The organism is Pseudomonas sp. NPDC087697 (genome assembly GCF_044743155.1).
GTDB lineage: Bacteria > Pseudomonadota > Gammaproteobacteria > Pseudomonadales > Pseudomonadaceae > Aquipseudomonas.
Genome location: NZ_JBIUVW010000052.1, coordinates 22,465 through 40,027, shown reverse-complemented (window position 1 = coordinate 40,027; position 17,563 = coordinate 22,465). Strand labels below are relative to the sequence as shown.

Here is a 17,563-nt window from a genome sequence, read left to right as displayed (position 1 = left end):
ATGAACAGGTCGGGGATCCAGTTGGCGGTGTTCATGTCGTGGGTACGACGACGGTCATCACCGGTGTTCTTGCGCAGCTCGATGAACTCCTCGATGTCCATGTGCCAGGTTTCCAGGTAAGCGCAGACAGCGCCTTTGCGCTTGCCACCCTGGTTGACGGCGACAGCGGTGTCGTTCACCACTTTCAGGAACGGTACGACACCCTGGGATTTGCCGTTGGTGCCCTTGATGTACGAGCCCAATGCGCGAACCGGAGTCCAGTCGTTGCCCAGACCGCCAGCAAATTTCGACAACATGGCGTTGTCGTGAATCGCGTGGTAAATGCCTGACAGGTCATCCGGCACGGTGGTCAGGTAGCAGCTCGACAGCTGTGGACGCAGGGTACCGGCGTTGAACAGGGTCGGGGTCGAGGACATGTAGTCGAAGGACGACAACAGGTTGTAGAACTCGATCGCACGGTCTTCCTTGTTCTTCTCTTCGATCGCAAGACCCATGGCCACGCGCATGAAGAAGATCTGTGGCAGTTCGAAACGCACGCCATCCTTGTGGATGAAGTAACGGTCGTACAGGGTTTGCAGACCCAGGTAGGTGAACTGCTGGTCGCGCTCGTGGTTGATTGCCTTGCCGAGTTTTTCCAGGTCAAAGGTGGCCAGGACCGGGTTCAGCAATTCGTATTCGATACCTTTTGCGATATAGGCGGGTAGAGCCTTGGCGTACAGGTCGACCATTTCGTGGTGGGTCGCGCTTTCAGCGACTTCCAGGAAGCTCAGGCCTTCGGCACGCAGGGTGTCCATCAGCAGGCGCGCGGTCACGAACGAGTAGTTCGGCTCACGTTCAACCAGCGTACGGGCGGTCATCACCAGTGCGGTGTTGACGTCGGTCAGGGCCACGCCGTCGTAGAGGTTCTTCAGGGTTTCGCGCTGGATCAGGTCACCGTCGACTTCTTCCAGACCTTCGCAGGCTTCGGTAACGATGGTGTTCAGGCGGCCCATGTCCAGTGGAGCAAAGGTGCCGTCGGCGCGGGTGATGCGGATTGACGGGTGAGCCTGTACCGCTTCCTCGGCAGGCGCGCGGGTGGCGCGTTCCTTGGAGCGGCCGTCACGGTAGATCACGTAGTCGCGAGCCACTTTCTGCTCGCCGGCACGCATCAGGGCCAGTTCGACCTGGTCCTGGATTTCTTCGATGTGGATGGTGCCACCCGATGGCATGCGACGCTTGAAGGTCGCGGTGACTTGTTCGGTCAGACGGGCAACGGTGTCGTGGATTCGCGACGAGGCAGCAGCGGTGCCGCCTTCAACTGCGAGAAACGCTTTGGTGATGGCGACGGTGATTTTGTCATCGGTGTAAGGAACGACAGTGCCGTTACGCTTGATCACGCGCAGTTGGCCTGGCGCGGTGGCGGACAGATCCGAATTCGAATCAGCGGCCAGCGGCGCGGTGCCCTGCGGGTTCTCGCGAGTTGTGTCGGTTTGCATGGGTGTCTCCACGTTCTCTATGTTTGTTTGGGCACCATGAAGGTGCCCACCGTTCCGTCCTGAAGCACTACAACCGGCAAGGGCCGGGCATAACAACTTCGGGACAGTCAGGAAGGGGGCTGTCGGGCGCCGCTTCCTTGCCGAAGTCTTTGGTTTCAAGCCCGAGGCCGAAAACCGAATTCCGTTTGGGTGACAGTTCTTGACTGCAACACCCGTACCGTTTTCGCAGTTGGAGCTGAAAAACAGTAGCCACCCGCAGGTGCGGTTTGGGCTTCTGAAAATGCGTTTGGTTCAACCAAAAACATGCAAGAAAAGCACTTGAGTTTCTTGTCTGATTTGTGTTTGGTTTTTCGTGCAAAACCCTACATGTAGGGTTTTTTTGAACGCAAGCTACAAGATAATGCGTTTTGGGGGGTGATTGCAACGTACTACCTGTGGATAAAGCTGTGCGTAAAATGTGTATGAAACTGCCAATCAGCGTGTAGGCCGCGACCCTGCTGGGGTGGACCGTTTGTCATAGAATTTTGCCCTGAAAAATAGCCTGGGGCGGATTTTTGCGGGCGCGAACCCTATCACAAAAAAACGCAGTTACCGAGCGCATTTGCCAGCTTGTGTTCTCAAGGGGAGGCATTGCTACAATCGGTCACTGCATACGCAGTCTTATCCACTCCAATCATTACAAAAAGACGAGTGGAGCCTTCCTTAATAGTGTTCGGTAAAGAGGTCACCCGTGGAGCAAGAAGCCTGGCAGGTATTGATTGTCGAGGATGACCAGCGCTTGGCCGAGTTGACTCGTGAGTACCTGGAAAGCAACGGTCTGCGGGTCACCATCGAAGGCAATGGAGCGCTGGCGGCGGCGCGGATTATCACCGAGCAACCGGACCTGGTGATCCTTGACCTGATGCTCCCCGGTGAAGACGGCCTGACGATTTGCCGCAAGGTTCGTGATCGCTACGACGGGCCGATCCTGATGCTCACCGCACGCACAGACGACATGGACCAGATCCAGGGCCTGGACATGGGCGCCGACGACTACGTGTGCAAACCGGTGCGCCCGCGCTTGCTGCTGGCGCGGATCCAGGCGTTGCTGCGACGTAGCGAAGCACCAGAGCCTGCGGCACCGGAAAAGCTCCGTCGTCTGCAGTTCGGCCCGCTGGTCGTCGACAACGCCCTGCGTGAAGCGTGGCTGCAGGACAAAGGTATCGAATTGACCAGTGCCGAGTTCGATCTGCTCTGGCTGCTGGTGGCCAACGCCGGGCGGATTCTGTCCCGCGAAGAAATCTTCACTGCGCTGCGAGGCATCGGCTACGACGGCCAGGACCGATCGATCGATGTCCGCATTTCGCGGATCCGGCCGAAGATCGGTGATGACCCGATCCATCCGCGGCTGATCAAGACCATTCGCAGCAAGGGTTACCTGTTCGTTCCAGAAGCCTGCGTAGACCAGCCCCTGTGAACTCGATCTTCCTGCGCATTTATGGCGGCATGTGCGCCGCGCTGATTCTGGTGGCGGTGCTCGGCGTACTGGCCTTGCACCTGCTCAATCAGGTGCGCAGCGAGCAATATCGCGAGCGCCTGGCCCATGGCACGTTTTCCTTGATGGCCGACAATCTGCAACCGATGAACGAGACCGAACGTCATCGTGCGTTGCTGGTGTGGGAGCGTTTGCTGGGCATTCCCTTGACCTTGCAAACCTTCGCCCAGACCGACCTGGACCTGAGCCAGCGCACACGGGTGCTGCACGGCCAGGCATTGGTCGAACAGACCGGTCCGCACGCGGCGAAGGTCTACCGGTTGGTCAGTGATAAAGAACAGCTTGTTCTTGCGGGGGAAGTGCAGCAGATCAGCGAGCAACTGGCGCGGGCGACGATTTATCTGTTGGCCGATGAGTTGGTGCGCTATCCGGTGGCCGAGCAGCCTAAGCGTCTTGAGGCGCTGAAGAAGGACAAGGGCTTTGGCTTCGACCTGCAATTGATCACGGTCGATCAGGCTGACATGGATGAGGACCAGAGCCGTCGGGTCTCTGAAGGCGACACGGTAATGGCGCTGGGCAAGGGCGGCGATTCGATCCGGGTATTTGCCGGGATGGTCGGTACGCCTTGGGTACTGGAGATCGGTCCGTTGTATCAGATGAGCCCGTACCCGCCGGAGTGGTTGGTGTTGATTGCGGCGCTGGGCCTGAGTCTGATCGGCGTGATCGTCTATTTGCTGGTGCGCCAGTTGGAGCGCCGCTTGAGAGGTCTGGAGTCCGCCGCCACGCGGATCGCCAAAGGCAGCCTGGAAACCCGCGTGCCGGCACGTGGTGCGGACTCGGTGGGGCGGTTGGCGGCGGCGTTCAACGGCATGGCCGAGCACTTGCAGCAATTGCTGGCGATTCAGCGTGAGTTGGTACGCGCGGTATCCCATGAACTGCGCACGCCCGTTGCGCGGTTGCGTTTTGGCCTGGAGATGATCAGTACGGCGAGCACGCCACAGGCGCGGGATAAATACCTGGAGGGCATGGACCACGATATTCAGGACCTCGATGGCCTGGTGGACGAGATGCTCACGTATGCGAGGCTGGAACAGGGTTCGCCGGCGCTGAACTTCCAGCGGGTCGACCTCGATGCCTTGGTCAATCAGGTGATCAGCGAACTGGCGCCATTACGCGCCAATGTGACGGTTCAACGTGGCCTGTGTCTGTCGGCTGCCGATTGCGATGACGCCTGGGTCGAGGCCGAGCCGCGTTACCTGCATCGGGCGTTGCAGAATCTGGTGAGCAACGCCATGCGTCATGCTCAGTCCCAGGTGTCGATCAGTTATCAGGTGGGGCAGCAGCGTTGTCGCGTCGATGTCGAAGACGATGGGCCGGGTGTGCCGGAAAGTGCCTGGGAAAAGATTTTCACGCCGTTTTTGCGTCTGGATGACAGCCGCACCCGAGCGTCCGGTGGGCACGGTCTGGGGCTGTCTATCGTGCGTCGGATCGTTCACTGGCATGGCGGCCGAGCGTTGATCAGCAAGAGTAAAAACCTCGGTGGCGCGTGCTTCAGTCTGAGCTGGCCACGCAATCAGGAAAAGTCCTGAGATCTTTACCGTCTGTAAGGGCCTCATCGCGAGCAAGCTTTGCTCCTACGGATCTGTGTCGTTCGCGACTGACTCCACATCTGTAGGAGCAAAGCTTGCTCGCGATGACGGTCGAACAGGCGCTGAAAACCTTCAGGCCTTGATGCTGACCAGGCTCAACAGTTGCCCATCGCGCACACCAAACTGCGCGTCCAGTTCCGTGCCGTAGTGCCATTCGCTGGAGAGGTCGGTCAGCAAGCGCAGGCGCACGTGCCCGCTGTCGGTCCACTCCAGCACTTCGGCATGTTCGAAATAGAAGCGTTTCTGCACGATGGGGTAGAGTGCCTTGAACAGGCTTTCCTTGACCGAAAAGGTCAGGGTCACCCACAGCGCCAGCTGATCGCGACCGCCCACGGCCATGCGTTTGAGCTCGGGTGAGGTGAGGATTTCTGCGGCCAGACGCTCGGCACGCTCGGTGTTGAGCAGGTTTTCCAGGTCCATGCCCAAGCCACGCCAATGCGTCTTGCGTGCAACGATGGCCGCGGCCCGGCCGGTGCTGTGGGTGATCGAGCCACAGATATGCGCCGGCCATACGGGGGCGCGGTCCTCGCCAATCGCCGGGATACAGTCCAGACCTTCCAGTTGTTGCAAGGCGGCCCGGGCGCACACTCGCCCGGCGAGAAACTCGGCCTGACGTTTGGCGACCGAGCGCTGGATGCTGGGGGGCGGTTCGATCGTGCTGCGCTGGAAGTCGTCGAAGGCCAGCAATGACGGATCGAAACGGGTGCTGAGCAGCACCGTGTCAGGCAGCACGTCCGGCAACGGCCAGTGGGCGTCGAGCGGCGTGCAGCAGGCGGGAAGAGCGGGGAGCGGATTCATCCCGGTATTTTGCCGGGTTGCCCAAGAGCTGGATAGCCTCGATTAAACCTGCACATCGTAGGAGCTGCCGCAGGCTGCGATCTTTTGATCTGCCGAAAAGATCGCAGGCTTCGCCAGCTCCTACATTGGTCAGGGTCAGTTGTAGATATTTGATCAGCCAAATATCTTCTTGAAGAACGCCTTCATATCCGCCCACGAGCGTTCATCGGCGGCTTTGTTGTAGCCAATGTCCGGGCCGCCGTGCTCGCCGTGGCTCAGGCGATCAGCGTCCGGGTTGCTGAAACCATGCTTGGCACCTTTCAGACTGACGAACTTATAGTCGGCACCGGCCTTGTTCATCTCGGTTTTGAACGCCGCCACCTGGTCTGCGGTGACCATGCTGTCCAGGGCGCCGTGTTCCACCAATACCTTGGCCTTGACGCTGCCAGGTGTCGCCGGAGTACTGGTCGCCAATGCGCCGTGGAAACTCACCACACCCGCCAGCGGTGTCCCTTGGCGTGCCGCATCGAGAACGATCTTGCCGCCGAAGCAGTAGCCGATGGCCGCGAGTTTGTTCGGGTCGGTCTGCGGTTGTTTTTTCAGCAGATCAAGCCCGGCATTGAAGCGAGCGCTGGCCGTCGCGCTGTTTTTAAGCGCCGCTTCCATGAACGCCATGGCGTCGTTCGGGTGCTCGGTGTTTTTGCCTTCGCCATACATATCGATCGCCAGTGCGCTGTAACCCAGCCCGGCGAGGTCACGAGCCCGGCGCTTGGCGTAGTCGTTGAGCCCCCAGAACTCGTGGACCACCACCACGCCCGGGCGAGCCCCCTGAATGCTGTCGTCATAGGCGTAGTAGCCGATCATTTCGGTGCCGTCAGCACTCTTGTAAGGGATCTCTTGAGTCTTGATCGCCGCTTGGCTGAGGCCGCTCAAGGCCAGTAATACGAGTGCGATAAATACGCGCATGGTTGATGCTCCTTTAAAAGACGTCCAGACAGCCTAGTCGATCCTGTTCAGTCCGAGTTCAGCGGGTTGTGGTTAACCTACAGTCACAACTGTGGTATCGGTTACTTCGTCAGGGTTGGCCGGAATGATGCAGCAGGTTTCGCCAAAGACCTTGGTTAAACCGGGTTACCGTTACTGGCGTATTAGCAATCGAGGTGCGAGGTACCTGTGGAGACGTTGATTTTGCCTGGGAGAGCGTTATGAAACTGCTGGTCGTCGAAGACGAGGCGCTTCTGCGTCATCACCTGCAAACCCGCCTGACCGACAATGGCCACGTGGTCGAGTCCGTGGCGAACGCCGAAGAGGCCTTGTACCAGACCGGGCAATTCAACCATGACCTGGCGGTGATCGACCTTGGTCTGCCGGGCATGGGTGGGCTGGACCTGATTCGCCAGCTGCGTGCGCAAGGCAAGACCTTTCCGATCCTGATTCTGACTGCGCGCGGCAACTGGCAGGACAAGGTCGAAGGCCTCGCTGCTGGCGCCGACGATTACGTGGTCAAGCCGTTCCAGTTCGAAGAGCTGGACGCGCGCCTGAATGCCTTGCTGCGCCGCTCCAGCGGTTTTACCCAGTCGACCATCATCGCCGGGCCCTTGTTGCTGGACCTCAATCGCAAACAAGCGACCCTCGACGAGCAGCCATTGGCGTTGACCGCTTATGAGTACCGGATCCTTGAATACTTGATGCGTCATCACCAACAGGTGGTCGCCAAGGATCGTTTGATGGAACAGCTCTACCCGGATGACGACGAGCGCGATCCGAACGTGATCGAAGTGCTGGTCGGCCGTCTGCGGCGCAAGCTTGAAGGGCGGGCGGGTTTTAAACCGATCGATACCGTGCGTGGTCTGGGCTACCTGTTCAATGAGCGCTGCCGGTGATTCGATCGCTCCGTCTGCGCCTGATGCTCGCCGCCACGACGCTGGCGGTGTTGTTCATGCTGGCCTTGTTGCCGGCCATGCAGGGCGCGTTCAGCCTGGCGCTGCAAGACTCGATCGAGCAGCGCCTGGCGTCGGATGTCACCACGCTGATTTCCGCGGCGCGGGTTGAAAACAATCGTTTGGTGATGCCCACGCAGATGCCGGATGAGCGCTTCAACCTCACCGACAGTCGCTTGCTGGGCTACATCTATGATCGCGAAGGGCATCTGGTCTGGCGCTCGCGGGCGACTCAGGAAGAGGACATCAACTACAAACCGCGTTATGACGGACACGGCAATCAGTTCGCGCGAATTCGCGAGGCCAATGGTCAGGAGTTCTTCGTCTATGACGTCGAGGTCAAACTGCTTGGCGGCAAAAGTGCAGCGTTCAGTATCGTCGCGCTGCAACCGGTGCGTGAGTACCAGCTGACACTCGAAGGTCTGCGCGAAAAACTCTATCTGGGGTTTGGCGCCGCGTTGCTGGTGTTGCTGTCGCTGCTGTGGATCGGCTTGACCTGGGGCTTGCAGGCACTCAAGCGCTTGAGTCAGGAACTGGACCAGATCGAGAGCGGCGCCCTTGAAAGCCTCAGCGAAGAACACCCCCGCGAACTGTTGCGCCTGACTGGCTCCCTGAACCGTTTGCTGCGCAGCGAGCGTGAACAGCGCAGTCGCTACCGCGACTCTCTGGATGACCTGGCCCACAGCCTGAAAACCCCGTTGGCGGTCTTGCAAGGGGTGAGTGAAGACATGGCTCAGCGGCCGGAAAATCGTGAGCAGGCGTGGGTGCTGCAATCGCAGATTGAGCGCATGAGTCAGCAGATCAGTTATCAGTTGCAGCGCGCGAGCTTGCGTAAAAGCGGTCTGGTACGCCACCAGGTGCGATTGCGGCCGGTGCTGCAAAGCCTTTGCGATACGCTGGACAAGGTCTACCGCGACAAGCAGGTACGAACCTCCTTCGATCTGCCGGACCCGTGCTACGTGCCGATCGAGCAGGGCGCCTTGCTGGAAATGCTCGGCAACTTGCTGGAAAACGCCTATCGCCTGTGCCTGAGTGAAGTGCGCATCAGCCTGCGGCAGACCATGAGTGGCGTTGAGCTGTGTGTCGAAGATGACGGCCCGGGTGTGCCACCGGATCAGCGTGCGCGAATTCTCCAGCGCGGCGAACGGCTGGACCGTCAGCACCCGGGGCAGGGTATCGGTCTGGCGGTGGTCAAGGACATCATCGAGAGCTACGGCGCACAGTTGACCCTTGGGGATTCAACCCTGGGCGGCGCGGTATTCCGGATTCACTTCCCGGCAGCTTGAGAAGGGCGGTGTGGCTGAAAAGATCGCAGCCTTCGGTGCTCCTACGGGTGTACGCCATTCCATGTAGGAGCTGCCGAAGGCTGCGATCTTTTGCTCTTAATTCTCCTGCGCGCGATAGGCGCCTGGCGTCAATCCGGTCCACTTCTTGAACGCCCGGTGAAACGCCGACGGTTCGGAAAAGCCCAGTTGTTCGGCGATCTGTTGCAACGACAGATCGGCGCGGCTCAGGTGATAAATCGCGATATCGCGGCGCAGTTGGTCTTTCAATTCCTGAAAACTCGAACCCTCTTCACGCAAGTGCCGACGCAAGGTCTGCGGGCTGATATGCAGGTGCGCGGCGACTGCTTCCAGGTCTGGCCAGCGTGCACTGTCACGGCTGAGCAGGCGTCGTAGCTGGCTGCTGAGGCTATCGCCGTCATCCGGGCGCGACAGCAGATCGGCGGGTGAGCGATCGAGGAAATGCTTGAGGGTCCGTTCGTCCTGCAGCAACGGCATATGCAGGTAACGGCTGTGAAACAGCAGGCTGCTCTGTTCGGCCGAGAACACCATAGGGCAGGGGAATAACAGGTCGTACTCGGCACCGTGCCCGGGTTTCGGGTAGCTGAAACAGGCCTGTTCCAGGCGAATGCGCTGACCGATCAGCCAACTGCTCAGTCGATGCCAGATCACCAACTGACATTCGCTGAAAAAGTGATCCGGGTCCCACAGCTGCGAATCGTCCAGGCTCAAACGGACCATTTCGCCCTCGTGGGTCAGGGTCAGGCGCGGACCGTCGGGGAATAGGCTATAAAATAATAAGCCGCGACTGAGTGCTTTCTCGAGCGTGCGGCAGTGAATCAAGGCATGGCACATCATGGCGAAGGTGCCGCGTTTGCTTGGGCCACGGGCAAAGCCCAGGTATTCGTCATCCAGCGCCTGCCAGAGCCCTTGCAGCAGGCCGGTGAACTGTTCCGGCGCGATCCTCGCGCGGGGCTCGTCGAGCAATTCGGCGCTGATCCCCAACTGCAGCAGCAGGCCCGAATAGTCATAGCCGCGCCGGCGTGCGCCACCGAGGGCCGCACGGGCAAAATGACTGGCGATGGTACGTTCGCGCATTGGGGTCCGGTCCGTCCATTGAGTGGCGGATCTTAGCCACGGCCTCGCGGCAGGACAAGGCGGATATCCGCCAAATTGCAGGACGAGAACCGGTCGATGGGCGGGAATCCGCCACCTCAATCAGGTGGTCGAGGCATGAAAGGAGTCCTGCAACCCTGACGGCAAAAGGCTTTCGGGGGATTTTGGCAAGGTGGCACGGGCTTTGCGATAAGGGCGATAGGTCTGCCTGCGCGCAGCTCGACAAAACAAATCCCTCCAGTGCAGGAGGGTTCGCACTTTAGGTGTCGTCTGCGTCAGATGGATGATTGCAGCGCGGTGCTCTTGAGGAACTTTGCAATGACGACTCGTCAGCCACTGTACAAATCCCTGTATCTTCAGGTGATCGTTGCCATCGCTATCGGCATCCTGCTCGGTCACTTCTACCCGCAGACTGCCGTGGCACTCAAGCCACTGGGTGACGGGTTCATCAAACTGATCAAAATGATCATCGCACCGATCATCTTCTGCACCGTGGTCAGCGGTATCGCTGGCATGCAGAACATGAAATCGGTCGGCAAGACCGGCGGTTATGCGCTGCTGTACTTCGAAATCGTTTCGACCATCGCGTTGCTGGTGGGTCTGGTGGTGGTCAACATCGTGCAGCCAGGTAACGGCATGCACATCGATGTCAGTACCCTGGATGCATCCAAGGTTGCGGCCTATGTCGCGGCCGGTGCTGATCAAAGCGTCGTTGGCTTCCTCCTGAACGTCATCCCGACCACCATCGTTGGCGCGTTCGCCACCGGCGATATCCTGCAAGTGCTGATGTTCTCGGTGATCTTCGGTTTCGCCCTGCATCGCCTGGGTGCCTACGGCAAGCCGATCCTGGACTTCATCGATCGCTTCGCCCACGTGATGTTCAACATCATCAACATGATCATGAAGCTCGCGCCAATCGGTGCCTTGGGCGCCATGGCCTTCACCATCGGTGCCTACGGCGTCGGCTCGCTGGTGCAACTGGGCCAGTTGATGGCGTGCTTCTACATCACTTGCCTGTTGTTCATTCTGGTCGTGTTGGGCGGTATCGCTCGCGCACACGGTTTCAGCGTGCTGAAAGTGATTCGCTACATCCGTGAAGAGCTGCTGATCGTGCTGGGTACTTCCTCTTCGGAGTCGGTGCTGCCACGCATGCTGATCAAAATGGAGCGTCTGGGCGCGAAGAAATCCGTTGTGGGTCTGGTGATCCCGACCGGTTATTCGTTCAATCTGGACGGTACTGCAATCTACCTGACCATGGCGGCGGTGTTCATCGCTCAGGCGACCGACACTCACATGGACATCACTCACCAGATCACCTTGCTGATCGTGCTGCTGCTGTCCTCCAAAGGCGCTGCCGGTGTGACCGGTAGCGGTTTCATCGTGCTGGCCGCCACTCTGTCGGCGGTGGGTCACTTGCCGGTTGCCGGCTTGGCGCTGATCCTGGGTATCGACCGCTTCATGTCCGAAGCTCGCGCCCTGACCAACCTGGTGGGTAACGCGGTTGCCACTCTGGTCGTGGCCAAGTGGGTCAAAGAGCTGGACGTCGACCAGATGCACACGGAACTGGCTTCCGGTGGTCGCGGAATCACCAATACGCATGGAGAAGACGATCTGCATGTGGCTGAAAGCCCAGCCCCGACTTCGGTGAAGTAATTCATCGAGTTGATGAAAAACCCGCTTCGGCGGGTTTTTTATTGCCTGCGGTTTGAGCGCAAAGGTCAGTCCGGCTGATGCTTAAGGTGATTGCTGCAAGGTCTTCGGCTGCCTACGCTTGAGGCATCGCTTAAGGAGAACGCTTATGCACGGGCCACTGGCATCACTCAAGGTTCTGGATTTTTCGACGCTGCTGCCGGGACCGTTCGCCTCGCTGTTGCTGGCGGACATGGGCGCCGAGGTGTTGCGCATCGAGTCGCCGACCCGCATGGACCTGCTGCGGGTCCTGCCGCCCCATGATCAGGGCGCTTCTGCCAGCCACGCCTACCTCAATCGCAATAAGCGCAGCCTGGCGCTGGACCTCAAGCAGCCCGCAGCGCTGGAGGTGGTCAAGCAACTGCTGCAAGACCACGACATCCTCCTTGAGCAGTTTCGCCCTGGGGTGATGGAGCGTCTGGGGCTGGGTTATGAAACCTTGAAGGCGATCAATCCGCGGCTGATTTACGTCTCGATCACCGGTTACGGCCAGACGGGCCCCTACAGGGACCGCGCCGGTCACGACATCAATTACCTGGCGCTGGCAGGCGTGGCCAGCTACACCGGACGCGAGGACAGCGGGCCGTTGCCGTTGGGAATTCAGGTCGCGGACATTGCCGGCGGTTCGCTGCATGGGGTAATCGGTCTGCTGGCGGCGGTGATTGCCCGTCAGCACAGTGGTCAGGGGCAACACCTGGACGTGAGCATGACTGACTGCGCATTCAGCTTGAATGCGATGGCGGGCGCGGGTTATCTGGCCTGCGGTGTGACGCCTGGGCGCGAAGATCAAATGCTCAATGGCGGTAGCTTCTACGACTATTACCGCACCCGCGATGGTCGCTGGATGTCAGTGGGCAGCCTGGAACCGGATTTCATGCAGCCGCTGTGCACGGCGCTGGGTCAGCCGGAGCTGGCAGTACTGGGTTTGTCGCCCAGTGCCGAGCAGCAAAAGGCGCTCAAGCTGGCGTTACAGATCGAGTTCGAAAAGCATGACTTTGCCGAGCTCTGCCAGTTGTTTGCCGGGATCGATGCTTGCGTTGAACCGGTGCTTAGCTTGGCTGAGGCGGTCGAGCACCCGCAGCTGAAGGTTCGGGGGCTGGTGACCCAGGTGCCGCGCAACGACGCTACCACGCAGGCGCAAATGGCCTGTCCGTTGAAGTTTTCGGAGGGGTTGCCGCAGCCACGACATATCGGCGCGGCGCTGGGCGAACATACCGATCAGGTGTTGGGTGAGTTGGGTTATAGCGAGCGGCGGATCGAAGAGTTGCGCAGTGCCAAGGTGGTTTTGTAGGGATTTTGAGGGCCTCTTCGCGAGCAAGCCCGCTCCCACATTTAATCTTCAGCGTGACACAGATCCAGTGTGGGAAGGGCCGGGCGACGTTCGCTTGCTCGCGAAGGCGTCCGAATGAACACCGAAAATATCACTACTCGACCCGCGACTCACCGGTAAACACCAACGTCTGCCGGCAACGCCGGCACAAATACCGCCGGCCTTGTCGCACCAGGCTATGGCGCTGGGCCGAGAACGGGAAATCGCTGTTGGCGCAGGGACAACGGTAGATGTAGCGGGTCACGCTGCGGCGCTTGATTGCGTAGGTGTGGCAACGGTTGGGCGGCAGTTCGTAGACCCCACGCATGATCAATTGCCATTCTTCGCCATGCGGCTGAATGCTGTCGCCGAACAGTTGATGGGCGATCAGGTGCGCAACTTCGTGAGCCACGGTTTGCTTGAGGAAGTCTTCGGCGTTTTCCTGGTACAGCTGCGGATTGAAGCGCAGCAGGTTTTCATGCAGATGGGCGACGCCGGCTTTCTGGCCGCGTAACTTGAGGCTGACCACTGGGCGTTTGAAAGGTCGTTTGAAAAAGGATTCGGCTTGTTGGAAACAGTCTTCGACGCGGGTATTGAGTTGCTGAGGCATGCTTAGCGGATCTCCAGAGGCGTCGAGTATGCTGCAAACCGTGAACATTGCGAATCGCTCAGGCGCCGAATGGTCGGCGCACAATTAAAAGGCCGCCTTGCGGCGGCCTGTGTTGACAGATCCTTGTTTGTTTTGTTGGCGGCGTCCTTTGCTCGCTTCAGCGGCTCGAGTTTCAGGCTTCAATTGCCCCTTTTATTAGTTGGTATAGACCGGGCCGACGCCCAGGCCCCAGACAATGACGGTGAATGCCATGATCGCAACCAGCACCACCAGCCCTACGGCGAGCACTGAACTTGAGAATAGAAAACCCTCATCGGACGGAATGTTCATGAAGGTCGGCAGCCCCACATAGAGCAGGTACACGGTGTAGCAGATGGCCGCCGTGCCGACGACCATGCCCAGCCACATGTGTGGATACAGCGCCGCCAGCCCGCCGATGAACAGCGGCGTGGCGGTGTAGGTGGCAAACGCGACACAACGTGCAAGGCTTGGGCTGGCGTCATAGGTGCGGGCCATCCAGTGAACGAACGCCCCCATCACCGCGACCCCGCCGAGCATCGCCAGGTACGACATGATGGTCATCCAGAGCGCGCTTTCCTGGGTCAGCATGACCGGCGCGCGGCTACCGATGACCCAGCCGACCCGAGTGGTGCCGATAAACGCCGAAATAGCCGGTATTGCCGCCAGAATCAGCGTGTGGGTGAGGTACATGTGGCTGATGCTTTCCTCTTGGTCGCCACGAATTTCCTTCCATTCTTGATCAGGGTGGGTGAAAAGCCCCACGACGTGATGGATCATAGTCAGTCACTCCTTCGTGATTGCTATCGCCCCCCAATGGAGCGCCTACGGGCCAGCGGCCAAGTAAGTAGAGGCCTGAAATGCGTGCGACCTTATGTCGCAGTATAGGAAGTACTTGCTGTCGCAGGTGGGGGGCTTTAGAGCAAATCGCGCTGTAAACCCTGCGGCTAATCGCAGTTGGATAGCAAGATCAAAGGATCACAGCCTTCGGCAGCTCCTACGGAACCGGTGTAGGAGCTGCCGGAGGCTGCGATCTTTTAGGGCTCTTCGCCCGGTCAGTGTTTTTGCGTAAAATGCCGCCTTTCGTCACACCTCGCGGATTTCAAGCGCCATGGGCACTCTTACGGTCAACCAGAACAAACTGCAGAAACGTCTACGCCGGCTGGCCGGTGAAGCCGTCGCCGATTACAACATGATCGAAGAGGGCGACAAGGTCATGGTCTGCCTGTCCGGCGGCAAGGACAGCTACACCATGCTCGATGTGCTGATGCATTTGCAGAAGGTGGCGCCGATCAAGTTCGAGATCGTCGCGGTGAACATGGACCAGAAACAGCCGGGTTTTCCTGAACATGTGCTGCCGGCCTACCTGAAAGAGCTGGGCGTGGAATACCACATCGTCGAAAAGGACACCTACTCGGTGGTCAAGGAGCTGGTGCCGGAAGGCAAGACCACCTGCTCGCTGTGCTCACGCCTGCGTCGCGGCACGCTCTACACCTTCGCCGACGAAATCGGTGCGACGAAAATGGCCCTCGGTCATCACCGCGACGACATCGTCGAGACGTTCTTCCTGAACATGTTCTACAACGGTTCGCTCAAGGCCATGCCGCCCAAACTGCGCGCCGATGACGGCCGTAACGTGGTGATCCGCCCGCTGGCCTACTGCAACGAAAAAGACATTCAGGCCTACTCGGACTTCAAGCAATTCCCGATCATCCCGTGCAACCTCTGTGGCTCTCAGGAAAACCTGCAACGCCAGGTGGTCAAGGAAATGCTCCAGGAATGGGAACGCAAGACCCCGGGTCGCACCGAAAGCATTTTCCGTGGTTTGCAGAACGTCATTCCGTCGCAGCTGGCGGACCGTAACCTGTTCGACTTCACCAACCTGCGCATCGACGAAACTGCTGCGTCGCGTTTCGTCAACGTCGTCAACCTCTGAACAAAATGTGGGAGCGAGCTTGCTCGCGATTGCGTCCTGTCAGTCGACAACAATACCGGCTGACACACCGCCATCGCGAGCAAGCTCGCTCCCACAGGTTCTTATGGCAGGCCGTTTTCAATTCAATCCTCAGGAGAGGGCATGCGCGATTACAAGTGGCTGCACGAATACTGTCTGAACCGTTTTGGTTCGGCAGCCGAACTGGAAGCCCATCTGCCCGTGCCCAAGACCCCGGCACAACTGCGCAAGATCAGCGATGATCGCTACCTGTCGACCTTGGCGTTGCGGGTGTTTCGCGCTGGCCTCAAGCACAGTCTGGTGGACGCCAAGTGGCCGGCATTCGAAGAAGTGTTCTTCAAGTTCGATCCGGAAAAGGTCGTGCTGATGGGCGCCGAGCACCTTGAACGACTGATGCAGGACGCGCGGATCATCCGCCACCTGGGCAAGCTCAAGAGCGTGCCGCGCAATGCGCAGTTCGTGCTGGACGTGGCGAAAGAGAAGGGCAGTTTCGGTGAGTTGATCGCCGAATGGCCGGTGACCGACATCGTTGGCCTGTGGAAGTACCTGGCCAGGCACGGGCATCAGTTGGGTGGATTGTCGGCGCCGCGGTTTCTGCGGATGATCGGCAAGGACACGTTCGTGCCGAGTTATGACGTGGTCGCGGCGCTGAGTGCGCAAGAGATTATCGACAAGGTGCCGACCAGCCTGCGCGATCTGGCGACGGTGCAGAACGCCTTCAACCAATGGCACGCCGAGAGCGGCCGGCCGATGTGCCAGATATCGATGATGCTGGCTTACACCGTCAACCATTGAGACCAAAAGATCGCAGCCTGCGGCAGCTCCTACAGAGATAGCGTGCGTAGGAGCTGCCGCAGGCTGCGATCTTCATCTATCAGGCGACGGAGATCTCGCCTTCGCCGGCCAGTTTGCGATTGAGCTGAAACCGCCAGCGTACATACAGCAACGCCGAACAGAACACCGCCAGGCTCGCGACCATCTCCAGCAGACCAAACACCTGTCGGTTCGGGTCGAACGCGGCAATCGCGCCCTTGATGAAATACAGGTTCACCACAAAGCACATCCACGAATGCCCGCGCGCGTTGCCGCTGATCATGCCCGGTGCCAGCAACAACAACGGCACCAGTTCAATCAGCAGGATGACCCACGGCCGCGCACCATGCAGGTCGGCGATCACCAGGTAATAGGCGCAGAGCAAACCCAGCAGGCCGAAAAAGCACAGCAGGCTGATGACGCGCATAGCCCGAACTCGCGGTTCGAGCCATTCGATAGAGGGCAGAACCTTCGGCTTCTTGGCCACGTTAGCGCTCCAGTTTCAGGGCGGTTTTCGCCAGGCGCAGGCCCAATGCCCGGCACAGTGCGACTTCATGCTCGTTCAAGCCGCTTTTGCCGTCAGCGCCGGCATGATGGCTGGCGCCGTAGGGCGTGCCGCCGCCGCGAGTTTCCAGCAATGCCGATTCGCTGTAGGGCAGGCCGGTGATCAGCATGCCGTGGTGCAGCAATGGCAGCATCATCGACAGCAGGGTGGTTTCCTGGCCGCCGTGCAGGCTGGCTGTCGAGGTGAAGACCCCGGCTGGTTTGCCCACCAGTGCGCCGGTTAGCCACAGGTTGCTGGTGCCGTCGAGGAAGTACTTCAACGGCGCCGCCATGTTGCCGAAACGGGTCGGGCTGCCGAGGGCCAGGCCCGCGCAGTTTTTCAGATCGTCGAGGCTGGCGTAGAGCGCGCCTTCATCGGGAATGTCCGGTGACACCGCCTCGCATTCGCTGGAGATCGCCGGCACTGTGCGCAGGCGTGCTTCCATCCCGGCCTGCTCAATGCCACGGGCAATCTGCCGGGCCATTTCATTGGTCGAGCCGCTGCGGCTGTAATACAGAACCAGAATGTACGGCGCACTCACGGCAGAATCTCCAGCACGCTCTCTGGCGGACGGCCGATGACGGCTTTGTCGCCGACTTCGAGAATCGGTCGCTCCATGAGTTTCGGATATTCGGCGATGGCGGCGATCAATTGCGCCTCGCTCAGGCTGCTGTCTGCCAGATTCAGGGTTTTATATTCATCTTCGCCGGTGCGCAGCAGTTGTCGGGCGCTGATCCCGAGTTTGCCCAGCAGGCTTTGCAACTGCGCGGCGTTCAGCGGGGTTTCCAGGTAGCGGACCACGGTTGGCGTCAGGCCACGGGCTTCCAGCAGTTCCAGCGCACCGCGGGATTTCGAGCAGCGCGGGTTGTGATAAAGCGTCAGATCGGTCATGTGCGGGTCGCATCTTGCGTA

17 protein-coding genes are annotated in these 17,563 nt (G+C 59.6%); 8 read left to right on the top strand and 9 right to left on the bottom strand.

The window, feature by feature from the left end; all coding sequences use genetic code 11:
• On the bottom strand, positions 1–1,475 hold a 1,475-nt coding region (locus ACIPIN_RS25855), incomplete at its 3' end, for an ATP cone domain-containing protein (protein ID WP_401123740.1).
• Positions 1,476–2,205: 730 nt separating this feature from the next.
• On the opposite strand from ACIPIN_RS25855, the gene ACIPIN_RS25850 reads away from it, so the two are divergent.
• Together ACIPIN_RS25850 and ACIPIN_RS25845 are read left to right on the top strand one after the other, a co-directional pair.
• Positions 2,206–2,931, top strand: a complete 726-nt coding sequence (locus ACIPIN_RS25850) for a response regulator (RefSeq protein WP_401123738.1) — start codon at positions 2,206–2,208, stop codon at positions 2,929–2,931.
• On the top strand, positions 2,928–4,538 hold the full coding sequence (locus ACIPIN_RS25845) for an ATP-binding protein (RefSeq protein ID WP_401123736.1): 1,611 nt from the start codon (positions 2,928–2,930) through the stop codon (positions 4,536–4,538). The genes ACIPIN_RS25850 and ACIPIN_RS25845 overlap by 4 nt, the downstream gene beginning before the upstream one ends.
• Positions 4,539–4,670: 132 nt before the next feature.
• Here ACIPIN_RS25845 and ACIPIN_RS25840 read toward each other — a convergent pair whose 3' ends face one another.
• On the bottom strand, positions 4,671–5,396 hold the full coding sequence (locus ACIPIN_RS25840; protein ID WP_401123733.1) for a 4'-phosphopantetheinyl transferase: 726 nt from the start codon (positions 5,394–5,396) through the stop codon (positions 4,671–4,673).
• A 153-nt stretch (positions 5,397–5,549) separates the two neighbouring features.
• Positions 5,550–6,341: a dienelactone hydrolase family protein gene (locus ACIPIN_RS25835; RefSeq protein ID WP_401123731.1), complete on the bottom strand. Its 792-nt coding sequence runs from the start codon at positions 6,339–6,341 to the stop codon at positions 5,550–5,552.
• A 239-nt stretch (positions 6,342–6,580) separates the two neighbouring features.
• Between ACIPIN_RS25835 and ACIPIN_RS25830 the strand changes: the two genes are divergently transcribed.
• Together ACIPIN_RS25830 and ACIPIN_RS25825 are read left to right on the top strand one after the other, a co-directional pair.
• On the top strand, positions 6,581–7,258 hold the full coding sequence (locus ACIPIN_RS25830; RefSeq protein WP_401123729.1) for a response regulator: 678 nt from the start codon (positions 6,581–6,583) through the stop codon (positions 7,256–7,258).
• Positions 7,255–8,601, top strand: a complete 1,347-nt coding sequence (locus ACIPIN_RS25825) for an ATP-binding protein (RefSeq protein WP_401123726.1) — start codon at positions 7,255–7,257, stop codon at positions 8,599–8,601. Before ACIPIN_RS25830 ends, ACIPIN_RS25825 begins: the two co-directional genes overlap by 4 nt.
• Positions 8,602–8,697: 96 nt before the next feature.
• Here the strand turns inward: ACIPIN_RS25825 and ACIPIN_RS25820 are convergent, their stop codons facing one another.
• On the bottom strand, positions 8,698–9,696 hold the full coding sequence (locus tag ACIPIN_RS25820; protein WP_401123723.1) for an AraC family transcriptional regulator: 999 nt from the start codon (positions 9,694–9,696) through the stop codon (positions 8,698–8,700).
• Positions 9,697–10,032: 336 nt separating this feature from the next.
• Here ACIPIN_RS25820 and ACIPIN_RS25815 point away from each other — a divergent pair, with 336 nt between their 5' ends.
• A complete protein-coding gene (locus ACIPIN_RS25815; RefSeq protein ID WP_401123720.1) occupies positions 10,033–11,367 on the top strand; it encodes a dicarboxylate/amino acid:cation symporter in 1,335 nt (444 codons plus the stop codon).
• Between the two features lie 145 nt (positions 11,368–11,512).
• Complete coding sequence (locus tag ACIPIN_RS25810) at positions 11,513–12,694, top strand: CaiB/BaiF CoA transferase family protein (protein WP_401123718.1); 1,182 nt, start codon at positions 11,513–11,515, stop codon at positions 12,692–12,694.
• A 133-nt stretch (positions 12,695–12,827) separates the two neighbouring features.
• Here the strand turns inward: ACIPIN_RS25810 and ACIPIN_RS25805 are convergent, their stop codons facing one another.
• Both ACIPIN_RS25805 and ACIPIN_RS25800 read right to left on the bottom strand, forming a co-directional pair.
• Positions 12,828–13,322, bottom strand: coding sequence for a SprT family zinc-dependent metalloprotease (locus ACIPIN_RS25805; RefSeq protein WP_401123715.1), 495 nt, complete (start codon positions 13,320–13,322; stop codon positions 12,828–12,830).
• A gap of 195 nt (positions 13,323–13,517) precedes the next feature.
• Positions 13,518–14,120: a Yip1 family protein gene (locus ACIPIN_RS25800; protein WP_401123712.1), complete on the bottom strand. Its 603-nt coding sequence runs from the start codon at positions 14,118–14,120 to the stop codon at positions 13,518–13,520.
• 331 nt (positions 14,121–14,451) lie between these two features.
• Here ACIPIN_RS25800 and ttcA point away from each other — a divergent pair, with 331 nt between their 5' ends.
• Entirely contained in the window at positions 14,452–15,276 is an 825-nt protein-coding gene (gene ttcA / locus ACIPIN_RS25795; RefSeq protein WP_123426817.1) for a tRNA 2-thiocytidine(32) synthetase TtcA, read from the top strand.
• Positions 15,277–15,417: 141 nt separating this feature from the next.
• Entirely contained in the window at positions 15,418–16,089 is a 672-nt protein-coding gene (locus tag ACIPIN_RS25790; RefSeq protein WP_401123708.1) for a DNA-3-methyladenine glycosylase I, read from the top strand.
• Between the two features lie 79 nt (positions 16,090–16,168).
• Here ACIPIN_RS25790 and ACIPIN_RS25785 read toward each other — a convergent pair whose 3' ends face one another.
• Genes ACIPIN_RS25785 through arsC form a run of 3 tightly spaced genes read right to left on the bottom strand, consistent with a single transcriptional unit; the run spans position 16,169 to position 17,542 of the window.
• A complete protein-coding gene (locus ACIPIN_RS25785; protein WP_401123705.1) occupies positions 16,169–16,594 on the bottom strand; it encodes a DUF2069 domain-containing protein in 426 nt (141 codons plus the stop codon).
• Position 16,595: 1 nt separating this feature from the next.
• Positions 16,596–17,192: an NAD(P)H:quinone oxidoreductase gene (gene wrbA / locus ACIPIN_RS25780; RefSeq protein WP_401123703.1), complete on the bottom strand. Its 597-nt coding sequence runs from the start codon at positions 17,190–17,192 to the stop codon at positions 16,596–16,598.
• The gene (arsC, locus tag ACIPIN_RS25775; RefSeq protein ID WP_401123700.1) at positions 17,189–17,542 is read right to left on the bottom strand and encodes an arsenate reductase (glutaredoxin); all 354 of its coding nucleotides are present in this window, start codon (positions 17,540–17,542) and stop codon (positions 17,189–17,191) included. The genes wrbA and arsC overlap by 4 nt, the downstream gene beginning before the upstream one ends.
• Positions 17,543–17,563 lie beyond the last annotated feature (21 nt).